This is a genomic window from Erwinia aphidicola (assembly GCF_014773485.1).
Classification (GTDB): Bacteria; Pseudomonadota; Gammaproteobacteria; order Enterobacterales; family Enterobacteriaceae; genus Erwinia; species Erwinia aphidicola.
Genome location: NZ_JACXBP010000015.1, coordinates 23,285 through 39,505 on the forward strand (window position 1 = coordinate 23,285; position 16,221 = coordinate 39,505).

Sequence of the window (16,221 nt, forward strand, 5' to 3'; positions counted from 1 at the left end):
GCGTTAAAAAAGTTAAAGCCCGGCCAGCATCGATGCCAGCTGATTGCTCATGTTGTTCATCTTGCTCATCGCCAGATCGAGGCGTTCGAAGTCTTTGCGGTTACGCTCCACCACGGAATCGATCATCTTTTCCATCTGCTTAATGCGGTCGCTGACCTGGGAGGTCTGATCCTGCAGTCCTTTGGTGATCTGCTCGATCACGCCTTTCACTTTTGGAATAGCGTCTGAATCACCAATATAGTTTTTGATAATGCTCTGCATCTTGTCGGCGATGCCTTCGTTGCTGCCTTTGCCGAGGAACAGGGCTTCAATTTCTGCCGGGTTCTCCTTGACCGCCGTCTCCAGCTTTTTACTGTCAATGGTCAGCTTGCCGGTGGCGGCATCTTCGGTTTTGACTTCGATACCCAACTTCGCCAGCGAGGCAAAGACCTCGCTCAGCTCACTGTTGCTGCCCACCGTCACTTCCCGCATATCTGCCGTCAGACGGCGCAGCGTGCTGTTGCCCATCAGCGCGCCGTTGCCCGCATTGGGTTCATCCTCTTTCCCCTCAGCGGGTGGTTTCCACGCACTGGCGCTGCTGGACTCAGACAGGAAGGCGTTATACAGCTTCACAAACTCTTCAACAGCACCTTTGAATTTGGAGGTATCGCTGGTAACAGAGAGGTTTTCATAAATGAATTCGCCGCTGTCTTTATCTTTTTCAGAGATCTGCTGCAGCTCCAGCGTGATACCGTCTATGGCATCGGTGATGGTGTTGCTGCTGCGGTTGAGCTTGACGCCATCAATCACCACAATGGCATTCTGCGCTTCAACCGTGGTCGCCATTTTCCCTGCCGGTGGCCTGGCGGCTGCCGGATCAAAGTTCAGCACATCGCCCAGCCGGGAGTCCCCTTCGACTTCGACTTTGATCTGGCCCTCTTCCCCGGTTTTCTTCGAGGTCATCACCAGGGTGAATTTGCCATCCTCGGTTGGGCGCACTGAGGCGGTGACATCGCCTTTCTGCTGATTAATCTTTTTGGCGATCTGATCCAGTGAGGTCTGATCCTCTTCCAGTTCGATCTCCATCGGCTTCCCATCACCGACGCTGATCTTCAGCGTGCGCTTATCCACACTTTGATCGCCAAGATTGTCGGTGCGGCTACTCTGAGCCCCGGTACCAATTTTGTGCGCGCGCGCCAGCTGCTCAACGTAGACTTCATAACTGTCGGGCTGCGCGCCGGAAGTGGCGCTCGCTTTAAACGCTTTATTGGTGCCGATGGTAACGCCGTGGAAGCCATCGTCACCGATCTTTTTCAGATTGTCGTTGAGCGCCGACAGCGAGCTGGAGATTTTTCCCCAGGATGACACCTGATTATTGAATCCGGTTTTCTTTTTGGTATACGGATCCAGCTTTGACTGCTCGGCTTTTTTAATCTGAGAAAGCAAATTTTCAAAATCGATGGTACCGCCAGAACCCAGCCCTGGAATTGCAAACCCGGCCATTTTACTCTCCTGCTCGTAGGGTTAATGTGTTATCACATAAATAGCCATCGGATATTTTTCACTTTAGTTTAATTTTTTACAGTTCTGGCGACAACTGCCCGCCCTTAATCGAACACGGGTGCCATCTGTTCTCCGCTTTGAATTTCGCATAAAGGAAAGCCCGCCCCCCTAAACGGATAATTAGCGTCATAGTTGACTGCAATTTGATGATTTAAATTATTCCGCGAAAAAAATTTCAGTCATTTTTAATTCCCACCGATAGCTTAGTTATGCGCAACAACGAACGACGCATAAGTTAATAGCTTTTAATACAATCCAACCTATTCAAGAGGATTTAAATATGGCCCAGGTCATTAACACTAACTCACTGAGCCTGATGGCTCAGACTAACCTGAACAAATCACAGGCTTCTCTGGGTACCGCTATCCAGCGTCTCTCTTCTGGCCTGCGTATTAACAGCGCCAAAGACGATGCAGCGGGTCAGGCGATCACCAACCGCTTCACTGCCAACATCGAAGGCATGACTCAGGCGGCCCGTAATGCCAACGACGGTATCTCCCTGGCGCAGACCACAGAGGGTGCGCTGAACGAGATCAATGACAACCTGCTGAACATCCGTCGCCTGTCCGAGCAGGCGCTGAACGGCACCAACTCAGAATCGGATAAAAAATCTATCCAGGAAGAAGTGACCGCGCGTCTGGCCGAAATCGGCCGTATCGCCAAAGACACTGAATTTAACGGCGTAAACGTACTGGATGGCTCAACCTCTTCACTGCAGATTCAGATCGGCGCGAAAGATGGTCAGACTATCGGTATCGACCTGCCGGCAATGGACCTGGAAAAACTGGGTCTGGATGACTACAGCGTAATGAATGCCCTGAACGGCAAATACGACAAGCCAACGCTGGAAGCATCGGGCACCTCAATCGGCGCAACTGATACTATCGGTGCTGGCGCTAACGAGATCGTGCTTGATGCAGCAGCAATGACTTCCATCGCCACTGAAGTGGGCGCGGCAGCCGGTACTGATATCCAACTTTACAGCACCACCGATAAAGATGGTGCAACTCATCATTACGCTTATGACAAGGTTAATGATAAGGCCACTGAAGTTACGCTGAAATCAGATGGTGCAGGTGCGGGTACTCCAGGTGCTGGTAAACTTGACACTGTTACCGCGGGCAAAGTCCTGAGCGCAGTCGATAGCGATATCCTGCAGACCGGGCCAAGTGCACTGAAAGGTGAACTGCAGACCTACGGTGAAGGCAAAGAGATTACTCTGGCCAGCGGCAACAAGCATACGCTGCAAGCTGCGGACCTGGAAGCTATCGCCACTGAACTGGGCGGTGATGCCTCTTCTGTCGCCAACATGGAAGTGATGGGTCTGGCAGATAAGAACGGCGACGTTTCTTACTACGCGGTACACACCGATGCCACCACGGGTAAGCAGACCGGTATCGCTCTGGACCTGGATGATGCAGGTGGTACTTTCACCGCAGCTAAAACTGACGATCTGAGCATCAAAGATCTGCAGAAAATGGAAGAGCTGAACTCTGGCAACGGCATTCTGAAAACGATGGATGCTGCGCTGGCGCAGGTTGACAGCTTCCGTTCTGGTTTGGGTGCGGTGCAGAACCGTTTTAACTCCATCATCAGCAACCTGAACACCACCGTGAACAACATGACTGAAGCGAAATCACGCATCCTTGATGCAGACTTCTCTTCTGAAGTGTCGGCGATGAGCCGTGCCAACATCCTGCAGTCAGCCGGTATCACCGTGCTGTCCCAGGCCAACCAGGTGCCACAGAACGTGCTGCAGCTGCTGCGTTAATTCGCGTAAGTTTCCAGCCCATCCTGTCAATTCTGGGCTGCAGCCCTCCCCTTTGGGGAGGGCTTTTTTATACGTGCGCTAAGTACCATTAATTAACTGAATACCTCACCACTCCCACGCCCTCCTTTCTGCGTATTAATCACGATTAACAAAGCTAAATCTCTTTCGCTCATAGCAGAATATTCAATGTCCATTTGCTAATTAACAAGCATTTACAAGATTAATAACCCTGGCAACCGTCGCGACTTTTGGCCATATGTGGTGCATAATACGCTGTGAAATTAATAAATTAACAGAAAGAAGCAGCCCTTCCATCACTATTAAAACATTAACAATGCTAAATACAGCAACCGTTTCAGGCCTGGCGCTCCTTTCCCTAACTAGGAAAAATCCTAATACATTCAATTAAATCAATAGCTCACTAAATATAATAACTCTTAAAGAAGATTCGTCACTCTTATGCATAACACTATCGCCATTGGCACCTCGCTTAAACTCGACCGGCGTACCCGCACGCTGTCGAATATTAAAAACGGAAGCAGCGTCACGCTGCCGGCTTCTGCCTGCCGCTGCCTGAAAGCGCTGGTGGAGGAGAAAGAGAACGTCCTGTCCTATGAACAGCTGATGGATATCGGCTGGCGCAATTCCGGGGTAGAAGTCACCGAAAACAGCGTCCGTGTGATGATCACCAAAATCCGCCGCGCGCTGGTGACGCTGAAGGTTGACGAGTGGATCCAGCTGGTTGCCGTTACCCGCAGCGGCTATCGTCTGATCGTCAATAAAGAGGTGGCCGTGATTACCGCTGCGCGCCACGCTGAGGCCAGCATTCCTCAGCTAGAGCCCCCCATCCCGCCAGCAGCGGCCCCACCGTCACTGCCGCCGCTGCCCGCGACCCTATCAGGCGAAAAAACCGCCGTGTGGCCACGCCGTCTTTTGGCCTGTGCCGTCGGGGCGTTACTGGGCTGGCTGGCGGTGTTGATCATCAGCGGGTATTTTAAATTTACGCCGCAGCGCACCGACTTTACCCGCTGGTATGGGGAGGCAATACCGCCCGAGACCGAAGTGTGGGTTCCGCAGGGGGAGCTGTCCGCCGCACAGCAAAAAACGGTAGTCCAGACGCTTCAACTCTATGCACTTTATGCCAGCAGTTATGAGACTAATGCCGAAAAAGCGCGCTTCCTCTACATCACTATTGGCCATTCCCCCCGTCATATGGGGCTGATTGCCTGTGCTATCCCGCTGCGAACCTCGGAGAATAATTGTGAGTCGTATTATTTTACCAAACGTTAAGTCCTCCACCCTGCTGTGGTCTGGCGGGAGCTTCCTGCTGGTACTGCTATTCTTCTGGGTGAAAGAGGTGATGTTTTATCCATTGAAAAATACCTGCGTGGCGCCGGTATCCTACTACTCCATTGATGATAATAACCACTGGACCGTAGCCCGTGGCGTTTATCACTCCTATCGTGAAGGGCTGTCAGAGGTGCGTACCGTGTATAACGGCACCATCCAGCACTACACCAGCGGAATGCCATCGATGCGGGCGGTAACGGTGCTGCGCGAAGTGATCATTGAGGGACATCTGAGACAGAATCGTCTGCACAGCACGGTGCTGGAACAGAGCCGCAAGCTGGGCGATCAAAGCAGCGATCAGCAGGTCTTACAGTACGTTTTCCCGCATATCAAGCCCGGTGAAAAAAGCACCCTCTGGATCTATCTGTTAAACGGTTTAGCCATTGCGACAGGCAGTGAAACCACACCGCGTACGGTCTGTGTTAACTGACGATCGGGGGTATCACCACTAATTGGCTCAATTCCTGCCCGCTTAACGCGCTAAAGATCGGGGGACATATCGCTTAAAATACCTGCCAATCAGACTCTGAGAGAACAGCGATGGAAAGGTTGAATCCGGGTTATTACAGCGGTGAGCAGTTAAGGGAGATCGGCTTCAAGTCGGCAGGGGAAAATGTGCGGGTGGCGAAAAACTGCACCATTGTCGGGTTAGGTAATATTAGTCTGGGTGACCATGTCAGAATTGATGGTTTTACCACTATCATTGCGCCTGAAGAGGGGTATTTAACGCTGGGTAGTTACATTCATATCGGCAGTCACTGCACCCTGCTTGCCAGTGCGGGGATCGTAATGCGCGATTTCTCCTGTCTGTCGCACGGCGTCAGGCTGTATACCAAAAGCGACGACTATAGCGGGCAGTTTATGACCAATCCAATGGTCCCCTCGCACCTCACCAATGTGACGTCGGCCCCGATCGAGATTGGCCGTCACGCCATTGTTGGCTCACAGGCCAGCATTATGCCTGGCTGCTCTCTTGCCGATGGCACCGCGATTGGCGCCAACTCCCTCGTCACCAAAGATTGTGAGGAGTGGACAATCTATGCCGGTTCACCCGCCCGAAAAATCAACCAGCGCAAGCGTAACCCGCTGGCGCTGGAAAAATTCATTACCGCGCCAGCCCCATAGTTCTGGCGCGCTACGACTATGCCGCAGTGTCTTTTGGCGCATAGCGTCTGATAATCCCGAGAATAACCTCAATGACATCCCGCTCCAGTCCCGGATAGAGCGGCAGGCAGATCACTCGATCGGCAGCCAGATGCGCATTCGGCAGATTGTCAGGATTGGCCCCGGCCGAGTGACGGTAGATATGGAAGCTGCTGATCAGCGGATAGAAGTAGCGGCGTGAGATAATATTTTGTGCGACGAGCGCCTGGTAAAGGGCGTCACGGCTTAACCCATATTCCGCTTCGACCACCAGGGGGAAATACGCATAGTTCCAGGCCACGTTTTGCGGCACCTGGGGAACGTGAATGCCCTTCACCCCGGCCAGCCCCTGACGGTATAGGGCATCCACCGCCGCGCGCTGGCCGATCGCATGTTCGATATGCTCCAGCTGCAGCAAGCCATAAGCCGCCTGCAACTCGTTCATTTTGCCATTGATTCCCGCCGCCACCACAGTGGTCTCATCAGCAATACCAAAGTTTTTTAGCAGGTCGATACGCCGCTTCATGCTGGCGCTGTGGCTGATAATTGCCCCCCCTTCAATGGTATTGAAAACCTTGGTAGCGTGGAAACTCAGCACCGACAGATCGCCCTCCAGCAGCACGCTGCGCGAGTTGTGCTGCACGCCGAAGGCATGGGCGGCATCGTAAATGACTTTCAGGCCATACAGGTCAGCGATCTGCTGAATGCGCGCGCTGTTGCAGGGGATCCCGTAGCAGTGCACCGGCATGATTGCGGTCGTGTTGGCGGTGATCGCCTGCTCAATTTTATCCGCATCCATATTAAATCCGCCCGCTTCGGTATCGACAAATACCGGCGTCAGGCCATTCCACAGCAGCGAATGGGCGGTAGCAACAAATGAGTAGGGCGTGGTGATCACTTCGCCGGACACCCTCAGCGCCTGTAATGCGGTCAGTAAGGCAATGGTACCGTTGGAAAACAGGCTCAGATGCTCCACCCCAAGGTGAGAGGCCAATGCGTTTTCCAACTGCTGATGGTAAGGGCCATTGTTAGTTAAAATCTGGTTGCTCCAGATCTGCTCAAGATAAGGCATAAACTCGGCCAGTGGCGGCATGAGCGGGCGGGTAACAAAGGTTTTTTTATTTGATGACATCGTGTTGCTCATCCCAGCGGTGTTGATCTTCGATAAACAGCGCAGACGGTGCCTCGCCCGCCTGATGACGCTGCCAGACGGTTTCGATCATCTGTTCAAAGTAGACCGCATTATGGCTATGACTGGCTTCGCGCTGTTTGATACGTGCGCGCAGCGACTGACGAATGGCGCTGAGACAGTCATAGCGCCGATCGAGCTCAATCACCTTTTCTGCATACTCATCCAGGCTGGCGGTGACAAACTCGCCAAGGTTGAAGGTTTTCATCGTTGCCGCCGTAGTACGGGAAACGGCAGATCCTTCCGTCGTCGTTACCAGAGGCACGCCCATCCAGCAGGCATGCTGTGCGGTCGTTCCGGCAGAATAAGGGTGTGAATCCAGCAGAATATCGACCTCATTGTGCATAGCCAGATAGTCAGCAAAGCTCTGCTTCATACGAAAATCCAGCTGCTCAGGATTGACGCCACGCCGGGTCATTTCTACTCGATAGCTGTCGATCATCCGTTCATCGTCCATATAGGCGAACAGCAGTCGGGCATGTGGCAACGTACGCAGGATTTTGGCCCAGCAGTCGAGGATTGCTGGCGTCAGTTTTTGCGGCCGGTTGAAATTACCTAACGTCAGATAGCCATTTTTCAACGCTGGCAGTTTACCCACTTCCGGCGCCACTGAGCTGTATTCAAATATTTTTGCCGAAGGCAGGGAGACTAATTTTTCCGTGAAGATCGCATCCAGCTCACCGGGTGCCATTAAATGATCGTGGGCAATGTAATAATCCATCTGCTGCAGCCCGGTGGTGCCGACGAATCCAATCCATGACATCTGTAGCGCAGCGGGTTTCAGTGCAAAGGTCAGCAGGCGGTTACCTTCGGTAAAGCCAGAGAGATCGATTAGCACGTCGATATTATCGCTGGCAATTTGCTGCGCCAGTTCCAGCGCGCTCAGGGCCGCAACGCTGCGAAACACTGTCGCAATGTCGCGATATTGCTGGGTGATCCGATCCTCTCTGCCCGTTGCATAAGCATACAGTTCATAGCGGTCGCGATTGATGCTGTGCCACACCGGGTAAATGAAATGATGAACCGGGTGCCCTCTTAAATCCCCTGAAACGAAGCCAATGCGGATTTTGCCCCTGCCGTCCGAAGGAGTCTGTGCGCTTCGCGCCAGCGTAGTGCTTTGCGCCCACTGGCTGGCCAGCACGCCAAAATCGACGTGGGCATGGAATTTTTCTTCCGCACTGAGAACGGCATCATGGGACAAAAGAAACAGGTAAAGCGCATGGCTATTTAGCCGATTAATTGCGCCCATCGGTAATGCCAGCGCTTGCGTGCACAGCGCTTTTGCCTCTTCCATCCGCCCGGTGTGGCTATACAGGGTGGCGAGACGTAACAGGCAGATGCTGTTTTTCGCATCATGCTTTAAGGAAGCCTGCAGGCACTGCTCCTCGCGTATTTTATCGTCGATTGCGTGGTAGCAGCTGGATAAATCCAGCCAGCGCTCGCCGTTTTTGTCATCCTGCTTTAACAGCTGCTGAAACAGTAATCGTGGGGTAGATGATTTTGCCTCAAGGCTGGTAAGCACCCGCGCCAGCGAATTCAGCACGGAGTGCAGATCGCCGCCCTGTCCAAGCCTTCTCGCCAGCAGCGTCAGCGCCGTTTCGTTATCTCCCGCCTTATTGCAGGCCGCGGCCGCCAGCATCAGTAAGGTACTGTCCGTGGGGTGCTCTATCAATAGCCCGGCAATATCCTCGCGGGCTTGCTGAATATGCCCTGCATTGAGCAACTGCTGGGCTTTAGACGCTTTTTTGGGGTTGACGCTGACACGCGGTTTTATTGCTCGCAGGCTACGTTCCATACTGGCTGATAACAAGCCGCCCTGCTTTTCTGCACTGGTAGCCAGCAGAAATGCGCGCATGGCGCCCTCAATCAAGGCGCGATCGCCACAGGCAATGATGCGCTGCCAGAAGTGCGCCCAGCTGGTAGCGCTGCCAATAAGCAGGCCTTTGCCCGCCAGTTCAATGGCGTATCTTGCATCGCTCAAATTATCTGGGTGCGGCCATCGCTGCCACGCCGCAAACTCTTCACGCTTAAACGCCAGCCGCTCGCCCCACCCGTTGGTACGGGCGCAGTAAGCGCCGTCGGCCACTTCCGTGGTGCTGAAATCACAGATCAGCTTCAGCTCACCCTCGGCACGGTTATAGGGTGACGGCGCGGCGCTGAGATACAGCGATGGCGGCTTATTGAGGAACAGCTCTTCCAGCGCGGCCATCATCCTTTCGCGATGGTCGACCGGGTTTTCTGGTTCCAGCGTCAGCTGGATGAGTTGTTCTGTGCTGAGACTGCGCGGCCATGCGGCGCTCAGCCAGTCGAACAGGCGGCGAATATCAGGGCTGCGGGTATTGACCTTTTCACCGTAGCGGGTGATACGCTGGTTTTCATCTTCGGTCAGCGCACAGCTCGCCGCCCAATGCATCGTCTTTAACTGGTTGAGTTCCGGACGGTGGCTGAAAGGGTGACCGGATTTCGCGCTAATCAGCAGGCTAAAGCGCTCGCTGCGCTGCACGGCAAAATCGAGGTACTGCTGCGCCTGAAGAGCATGACTGCCTGAAGCAACGGTCTGGTGCAGCAGGGCTATCGGCGCGCCGTAATGCTCAGCCAGCTCAGACTGCGGCACGACATCTCCCAGCAGCTGCAGCCGTTCGGCCTTCACCCGCTGCGCGAAATCGCTCAGCAGACAGGCGTCCTGATTATCTTCAAGATACTGTCCAAGCAGCTCGGCATCAGTCAGCTTCTGTGCCGACGCTGCCGCCGCTTTCACTTCCCCTCTGCTGTCGGTCATCTCCATAAATGTCAGCATCGCTCTGGCGCTGGTCAGCCACGCCTGTTCGCTCTGCGCTGCAGCGCAGTGGAAGGCAATCGCCTGCTGTAATATCTTCTGGCTTCTGGCCCCCGGCAGGGTATTCCAGCGCACCGCGATAATCCCATTATCGTTGAGCTGCCGCTGGCACCATTGCATCAGTGCACTGCGCGCGCTGTTATCCAGCAGCGTGTACATCGCCGGGATAATAATATAATCGAAGCGGCCCGCATCTATGGACAGCAGATCCTGTAAGCCCATGCAGTAAAGGTGGAGATTATTCATCTCAGACTGGCGGGCATTATTCTGCGCTGCCTCGATACGCTGCGCATCAATATCCACACCCACACAAGTTGATTGTGGATAAATCGTGGCGTGACGAATTAAATTAGCGCCATTCCCGCAGCCAATTTCCAGAATAGCGGCGCCAGAAATATCGCTACAGCTGTAATTATAAAGCCAGGCCGCAGCCGAAATTGCCGTAGGAGAGTGATGCCATGAGGTATATAAACTTGCCACAAATAATTCCTGAGTGAGGGTGAATCCTGCCTGCGCTGCGCGCCATAAAATAAGAATATGACCAGGGTAAAATTCTATCATTCAGCGGGAAAAGTCGAGCTGCGGATAAACGGGCATAAGTGGTGACAATTAAACTTTTTAGCGGATATTAAGCCAGGGCGTGAATGAGGGCGGCCATATGATCAAATACCGTTGCCATCAGCCTTTCGATAAACGGTGCGAGGGTTTGGGAAATCAGCGACAGCGCCATCATGCCGACGGTCAGCGTCAGCGGGAAGCCGATAACAAATATCGACAGCTGCGGCGTCATGCGGTTAAGCAGGCCGAGGATAAAGTTAATGCACAGCAGCAGCGCGATAATCGGCAGCCCGAGCATCAGCCCTTGCTGAAAAACCATGCCGGCCTGATTGACCAGCAGGTAAAACCCGCCCAACTGCAGCGGAGCATCATCCACCGGCAGCTGCTGGAAGCTTGCAGCGACCATCGCAATCAGCCACAGATGACCGTTGAACACCAGGAACAGCAGAGTGACCAGCAGATTGAGGAAGCGTGAGATCACCGGAATATTCCCGGCGTTGGGATCGAAGAAGGTGGCGAACGACAGGCCCATCTGCATGCCAATCATCTCCCCGGCCATTTTCACCGCGACAAACAGCAGCTGGATCGACAGCCCTAACGCCGCGCCAATCAACACCTGTTTTGCCACCGCCCAGACGCCCTGCAGCGAGTACAGCGCGATCTGGCTGTCCGGCAGCTGGCCGCCAATCAGCGCGGCAATCAGGACCGATAACCCAACGCGCACGCGCACGCTGACGCCCTTCTCACTAAAGACTGGCGCCACGGTTAACAGCGCGGCAATACGCACCATAATCAGGAAATAGTGGCTGAGCAGCTCATAGATCTGCGGCAGGGGAACGGAAAAGGCCATCAGCCGATAACTGACGGAATGTTGATAATCAGCGCGCGGGTGTATTCGATAAAGTTACGCATCATCCACGGGCCGAGGATCACCGCAATGCCGACAATCACCAGGATTTTGGGAATAAAGGTCATGGTCATTTCGTTAATCTGCGTGGCGGCCTGCAAAATACTGATAATCAGGCCGGTGGCCAGCGCGGCCAGCAGCAGCGGCCCGGCGACCATCAGGCCGAGTTTAATCGCCTGGATGCCGAGGTTCATAACGCTTTCAGGAGTCATGGCGGGTTACCTAACTGTAGAAGCTCTGCGCCAGCGAGCCCATTAACAGGGTCCAGCCGTCAACCAGCACAAACAGCATCAGCTTAAACGGCAGCGCAATGGTGGCGGGCGGCACCATCATCATCCCCAACGCCATCAGAATACTGGCAATCACCAGGTCAATAATCAGGAACGGGATAAAGATGGTGAAGCCGATCTGGAACGCGGTTTTCAGCTCGCTGGTGATAAATGACGGCACCAGAATGCCCAGCGGCACCTCTTCCGGCGTGTTGAACTCCCCGGCTTTGGCGATCTGCGCGAACATTGCCAGGTCGTTTTCCCGCGTCTGGTCCAGCATAAAGGCCTTCAGCGGCTTGAGGCCCTTCTCCAGCGCCACCTCCATGGTGATCTTATCGTCCTGCAGCGGCTGCCAGGCTTCATCGTAGATCTGGTTAAACACCGGCGACATCACGTAAAAGGTCAGGAACAGCGCCAGCCCGACCAGTACCTGGTTTGGCGGTGCCGTCGGCGTGCCGAGCGCGTTACGCATCAGCCCGAGTACGATGACAATACGGGTAAAGCCGGTCATCATCAGCAGCAGCGCAGGCAGGAAAGTCAGCGAGCTGAGCAGCACCAGCGTCTGTACCGGCAGCGTCCAGCCGCCATCGCTTTGCGGATTCGCCAGGGTGATATCGCTGTTGGCCGCCAGCGCGCTCGCGGCAGGCAGCAGCAGTGCGCCCAGGCCGCAGAACAGCCGCAGCAGGCAGGCACGCGTCATGATGCCGCGCCCCCGCGATGTTTCTGGCTGAACTTATGCAGCAGCTGGCCGAAACTTCCCGCGCCTGCTGGCGCAACCTCTGGCTGCGCGCTGGACGGTTTCGCCAGCGTGGCCAGGCAGGCGATCTGCGTCGCCGTTACGCCCAGCACCAGACGCTGATCCTCAACGTCAATCAGCACGATGCGCTCGCGGGCGCCCAGCGATTTACTGGCGACCACCGCAATCAGGCTGCCGTCATTAAAGCGACGGGCGATACCGCTGCGGCGCGCCACCCAGGCCAGCAGCACCATCACCAGGATAATCAGCGCCAGCGCACCGGAGACGGTCAGCAGCACGGAGTCAGCCCCGCCTGCCGGGGCTGTATTGATCATTGAGGAAGAGGTTTTCATTAGCGGCTCAGGCGGTGCATACGCTCGGACGGGGTAATGATATCGGTAATGCGGATGCCAAACTTATCGGACACCACCACCACTTCGCCCTGCGCAATCAGGTAGCCGTTAATCAGGATATCCAGCGGTTCACCCGCCAGGCCGTCAAGCGACACCACCGACCCCTGGCTCAAGCGCAGCAGCTCTTTAATGGTCATTTTGGTGCGACCCAGCTCTACCGTCATTTTGACCGGGATATCGAGGATTAAATTAAGTTCATCTGAAAATTGTGGCGCTGATATTGGCTGGGTCATTCCCGCTGAACTCTGCTCGCTCATCGCCTCCCCCCAAAGGTCATCCGTCTCAGAACCCGACGAGAGTTTATTGTCGCTCATGGGGAAATTACTCCTTATCAAACGTGTGTAATGCGGATTGAATCATCTGCTCTATGCGAAGAGCATACTGATTATTCACGGAGCCATATTTCGCGGTAAATACCGGCACGCCGCCGACACGGGCGGCAATAAGCTCCTGCTTATCTAATGGGATCACATCGTCAATTTTGAGATTCATCACGTTCGACAGACGGGTATCCACATCGGCAAACTGCGCCACCAGCTCCAGCTCGGTCTCCCGCATCTGGCTGACCAGCAGGCCGCGCCAGCGGGTATCTTCGTGACCGGGATTCTCCATCGGTGGGTTGCTCAGTACTTCACGCAGCGGTTCAATGGTGCTGAACGGAATACAGATATTGAACTCGCCCTTGTGCGATCCAATCTCCACCGAGAACGGCGTCGTCACCACCACATCATTGGGTGACGAAGTGATATTGGTAAATTTCACCTGCACTTCAGAACGGATATATTCCGTTTTGATCTTGTAGATAGTGCTCCACGCAAACTCATAAGCTTCCTGCGCCATGGTCAGCATGCGGTGGATCACCCGCTGTTCGGTCGGGGTAAACTCGCGCCCGTCGGCCTTGGTCTGAAAGCGGCCATCACCGCCGAACAGGTTATCCACTGCCATAAATACCAGCCCCGGCGAGAACGCCATCAGCGAAGTACCGCGCAGCGGGTTCAAATGCAGCAGGTTCAGGTTGGTTGGCACCGGCAGGTTGCGGGCAAACTCGTGATACGGCTGGATCTTAATACTTCCGGCGGTAATATCCGGGCTGCGGCGCAGCAGGTTAAATAACCCCATACGAAACTGGCGCGCAAAGCGTTCGTTAATAATTTCCAGCGAATGCAGACGCTCGCGGATCACCCGCCGCTGGGTGTGCGGGTCGTAGGGTTTCGCCTCATGATCGGCGGCGCTATTCAGCGGCTCAACGCTGCTGTCGCTGTCGGCATTGAGCAGATGATCGATTTCCGCCTGGGATAAAAAGTTATCAGACATGGTTATTACCGCAGAATAAATTCGTTAAACAGGACATCAGTGACTTTGACCGCCTGTTTAGATGCCAGTGGCTTACTCACTTCATCTTTAATTTTGTCCATCAACTGCTGCTTACCTTCACTGGTGGACAGCTCTTCATAACTTAACTTCGACAGCAGGATCAGCAGGCGACTGCGATATTCCGGCAGAAACTTTTCCAGGGTCAGCATCGACTCTTTATCCGCCATGCGCAGCGACAGGCCAATAAACAGCACGCGATCGCTCTCTTTTTCTGTGGGCTTGAGGCTGACGGTAAAAGTGCTTAAAGACTGATAGATTGGCTCCACTTCCTGCGGTTTTTTTACTTCCACGGTTTTATCCGCACCGGCAGAATGACTCTTTAACTTTTTTATTTCCCAAAACATATAACCCGCAAAACCACAGGCCGCAATCGTCACTATAAACATCAAAGCCATAAGAAATGGGCGCTTCGAGCTGCCACCCTTTTTTTTATTTTTATTACTCATTTAATAAACTCTGTAATGAAAGCGCTGTTCCGGTTTCTGTCAGACCAGATAAGGCGCGTATTGTAGTCCACTTATTCACCAGGATAATTACCTGATGAAGTTCCATTAGTGCGGGTATTTCACTGCATCATGCAAAGGTATTAATCCCGGCAGCGGAGCTCAGGTTATGCAGCGCGATCGGCGGAGTTATCTCCTCTTCCCGCAGAGGTTCAGCGGCCCCCTGCCACGCGTGGCCATGGCCGGATGAACCGTTGCCCTGGGCCTGAGCGCCTGCGAAATGCGGATTATCCGCGCTGACGCTGGTCTGCCCCAGCTGGACGCCGGTTTCTGCCAGCGCGCTGCGCAGCTGCGGCATTGCGGCTTCCAGCGCCTGACGCACCTGCGGATGTTCGCTGACGATATGCAGCTGCGCCTGGTTCTGCTGCATGCGCAGGGTGATTTGCAGCGCGCCCAGCTCTTCCGGGTGCAGCTTGATCTGCGCGTTATCCACGCCATCACGGCTGAAGATCGCCAGCTGCTGACCGAGTGACTGCTGCCATGCCGGGGTGCCAACCGGGTGCGGGTTAACGACGACTGGCGGCGCTGCCGGAGCGGGCAAGGTTATGGCGGTCAGTACCGGACGCGGCGCCGCCATCAGCGGCGCATCGCTGGTGCTACGGCTATCCAGCGGCAGCAAAGCCTCGCCCTCAGGGCTGACCACCAGCGGTTTAGTGGTGTTGACGGCCAGCGCGCCGAGCTGCGGCAGGGTGGCTGGCAGCGTTTCCGCTACGGCGTTCGCCGCCTGATTGAGCGGCAACGGCTGGCGCGGCACCGGGGAGCGCGATGGCCGCACGTCCGCCGTTACCTCGCGCAGCAATGGGGCATCCTGCGCATCTGCCCCGGCGTTTTGCGCCACCAGCTGCTGTAGCTGCCAGCCATCGGGCAGGGCTGGCTGAGCGGGCAGCACCGCGTCGGGCGTCAGCAGCACAATCTCTGGCAGGGCGGAGTTGTCATCCGCGCCAATCACTGGCGGCAGAGTACTCTGGTCATCCGCAGCAACCCCTTCCGCCAGCGGCGCGCCCGGAATCTCTTCCCCGGGCTGCCCTGGCAGCAGCGATTCCACATCCACCCGCGCTTCCGGCAGCAGCGGCGCGTCGTCCGTCAATCCTGCCAGCAGTTGAGCAAAGTGCCCTGCTTCCCCTGCAGCCAGCGTCTCATCAGGCCCTGCCAGCCTGCGGGCCGCACTGCCCAGCAGCGCATTGATATCAATATTCATAGCCTGTCTCTTTTTTGCCCGGCTCGCTGCGCGAACTCGTCCATCATTTTTTGTTCATGGCGGTTTTCCGCCAGGGTGCGGGCGTTTTCACGCCGCGTCAGCAGGGTCTCAAACGCGTTGAGCCGCTGCTTGTCCTGCATCCAGCTCTGCTTCGCCTGGGTGACGTTCAGCTCGCACTGGCTGACGTGCTGGTCATGCTGCTTCACAACCTGATTCAGCGCTAAAATAAACGCCTGATGATTCACCAGATCGGCCACGCTCATGCCGCGGCTCTGCATGCCGCTGCGCAGCGACTGCTGGTATTCACGTTCATAGCCCTCCAGCTGCTCGCCCTGGGTCAGCGCCTGCTGCCAGTTTTGCTGCGCGCTGCCTAACGCCTGCGTGGCCTGCGTTAACTTCTCTGCGGCCATCTCACGCAGCATGACCATCGTA

General features: G+C 55.1%; 16 protein-coding genes. 4 read left to right on the forward strand and 12 right to left on the reverse strand.

The features are described from left to right. Positions 1-12: 12 nt before the first annotated feature. Positions 13-1,482: a flagellar filament capping protein FliD gene (fliD, locus tag ID864_RS22620; protein WP_099754316.1), complete on the reverse strand. Its 1,470-nt coding sequence runs from the start codon at positions 1,480-1,482 to the stop codon at positions 13-15. A 340-nt stretch (positions 1,483-1,822) separates the two neighbouring features. On the opposite strand from fliD, the gene ID864_RS22625 reads away from it, so the two are divergent. The 4 genes from ID864_RS22625 to ID864_RS22640 all read left to right on the forward strand — a co-directional run bounded on the left by ID864_RS22625 (position 1,823) and on the right by ID864_RS22640 (position 5,788). After that, the gene (locus ID864_RS22625; RefSeq protein ID WP_099754317.1) at positions 1,823-3,313 is read left to right on the forward strand and encodes a flagellin N-terminal helical domain-containing protein; all 1,491 of its coding nucleotides are present in this window, start codon (positions 1,823-1,825) and stop codon (positions 3,311-3,313) included. Positions 3,314-3,772: 459 nt separating this feature from the next. Then, a complete protein-coding gene (locus ID864_RS22630; RefSeq protein WP_191150403.1) occupies positions 3,773-4,603 on the forward strand; it encodes a winged helix-turn-helix domain-containing protein in 831 nt (276 codons plus the stop codon). Continuing rightward, positions 4,575-5,093: a hypothetical protein gene (locus tag ID864_RS22635; protein WP_099754319.1), complete on the forward strand. Its 519-nt coding sequence runs from the start codon at positions 4,575-4,577 to the stop codon at positions 5,091-5,093. The genes ID864_RS22630 and ID864_RS22635 overlap by 29 nt, the downstream gene beginning before the upstream one ends. Positions 5,094-5,203: 110 nt before the next feature. Beyond that, positions 5,204-5,788 (forward strand): acyltransferase, encoded by a 585-nt coding sequence (locus ID864_RS22640; protein ID WP_099754320.1) that lies wholly within the window; start codon positions 5,204-5,206, stop codon positions 5,786-5,788. Between the two features lie 16 nt (positions 5,789-5,804). Here the strand turns inward: ID864_RS22640 and ID864_RS22645 are convergent, their stop codons facing one another. From ID864_RS22645 to fliJ, 11 genes are all read right to left on the reverse strand, one after another. Continuing rightward, positions 5,805-6,938: a DegT/DnrJ/EryC1/StrS family aminotransferase gene (locus ID864_RS22645; RefSeq protein ID WP_191150404.1), complete on the reverse strand. Its 1,134-nt coding sequence runs from the start codon at positions 6,936-6,938 to the stop codon at positions 5,805-5,807. Beyond that, a complete protein-coding gene (locus tag ID864_RS22650; RefSeq protein ID WP_191150405.1) occupies positions 6,925-10,311 on the reverse strand; it encodes an O-linked N-acetylglucosamine transferase family protein in 3,387 nt (1,128 codons plus the stop codon). Before ID864_RS22650 ends, ID864_RS22645 begins: the two co-directional genes overlap by 14 nt. Before the next feature lie 148 nt (positions 10,312-10,459). After that, positions 10,460-11,239 (reverse strand): flagellar biosynthetic protein FliR, encoded by a 780-nt coding sequence (gene fliR, locus ID864_RS22655; RefSeq protein WP_191150406.1) that lies wholly within the window; start codon positions 11,237-11,239, stop codon positions 10,460-10,462. Next, on the reverse strand, positions 11,239-11,508 hold the full coding sequence (gene fliQ, locus ID864_RS22660) for a flagellar biosynthesis protein FliQ (protein WP_099753776.1): 270 nt from the start codon (positions 11,506-11,508) through the stop codon (positions 11,239-11,241). The genes fliR and fliQ overlap by 1 nt, the downstream gene beginning before the upstream one ends. Positions 11,509-11,518: 10 nt before the next feature. After that, entirely contained in the window at positions 11,519-12,265 is a 747-nt protein-coding gene (gene fliP, locus ID864_RS22665; protein ID WP_191150407.1) for a flagellar type III secretion system pore protein FliP, read from the reverse strand. Then, positions 12,262-12,654 (reverse strand): flagellar biosynthetic protein FliO, encoded by a 393-nt coding sequence (gene fliO / locus ID864_RS22670; protein WP_191150408.1) that lies wholly within the window; start codon positions 12,652-12,654, stop codon positions 12,262-12,264. Before fliO ends, fliP begins: the two co-directional genes overlap by 4 nt. After that, on the reverse strand, positions 12,654-13,028 hold the full coding sequence (fliN, locus tag ID864_RS22675) for a flagellar motor switch protein FliN (protein ID WP_187499134.1): 375 nt from the start codon (positions 13,026-13,028) through the stop codon (positions 12,654-12,656). The genes fliO and fliN overlap by 1 nt, the downstream gene beginning before the upstream one ends. A gap of 7 nt (positions 13,029-13,035) precedes the next feature. After that, positions 13,036-14,028, reverse strand: a complete 993-nt coding sequence (gene fliM, locus ID864_RS22680; RefSeq protein WP_180276730.1) for a flagellar motor switch protein FliM — start codon at positions 14,026-14,028, stop codon at positions 13,036-13,038. Between the two features lie 5 nt (positions 14,029-14,033). Beyond that, entirely contained in the window at positions 14,034-14,534 is a 501-nt protein-coding gene (fliL, locus tag ID864_RS22685) for a flagellar basal body-associated protein FliL (RefSeq protein WP_191150409.1), read from the reverse strand. Positions 14,535-14,661: 127 nt separating this feature from the next. Next, the gene (locus ID864_RS23820; protein ID WP_224750606.1) at positions 14,662-15,789 is read right to left on the reverse strand and encodes a flagellar hook-length control protein FliK; all 1,128 of its coding nucleotides are present in this window, start codon (positions 15,787-15,789) and stop codon (positions 14,662-14,664) included. Continuing rightward, positions 15,786-16,217, reverse strand: coding sequence for a flagellar export protein FliJ (gene fliJ / locus ID864_RS22695; RefSeq protein ID WP_230049511.1), 432 nt, complete (start codon positions 16,215-16,217; stop codon positions 15,786-15,788). Before fliJ ends, ID864_RS23820 begins: the two co-directional genes overlap by 4 nt. Positions 16,218-16,221: the final 4 nt, after the last annotated feature.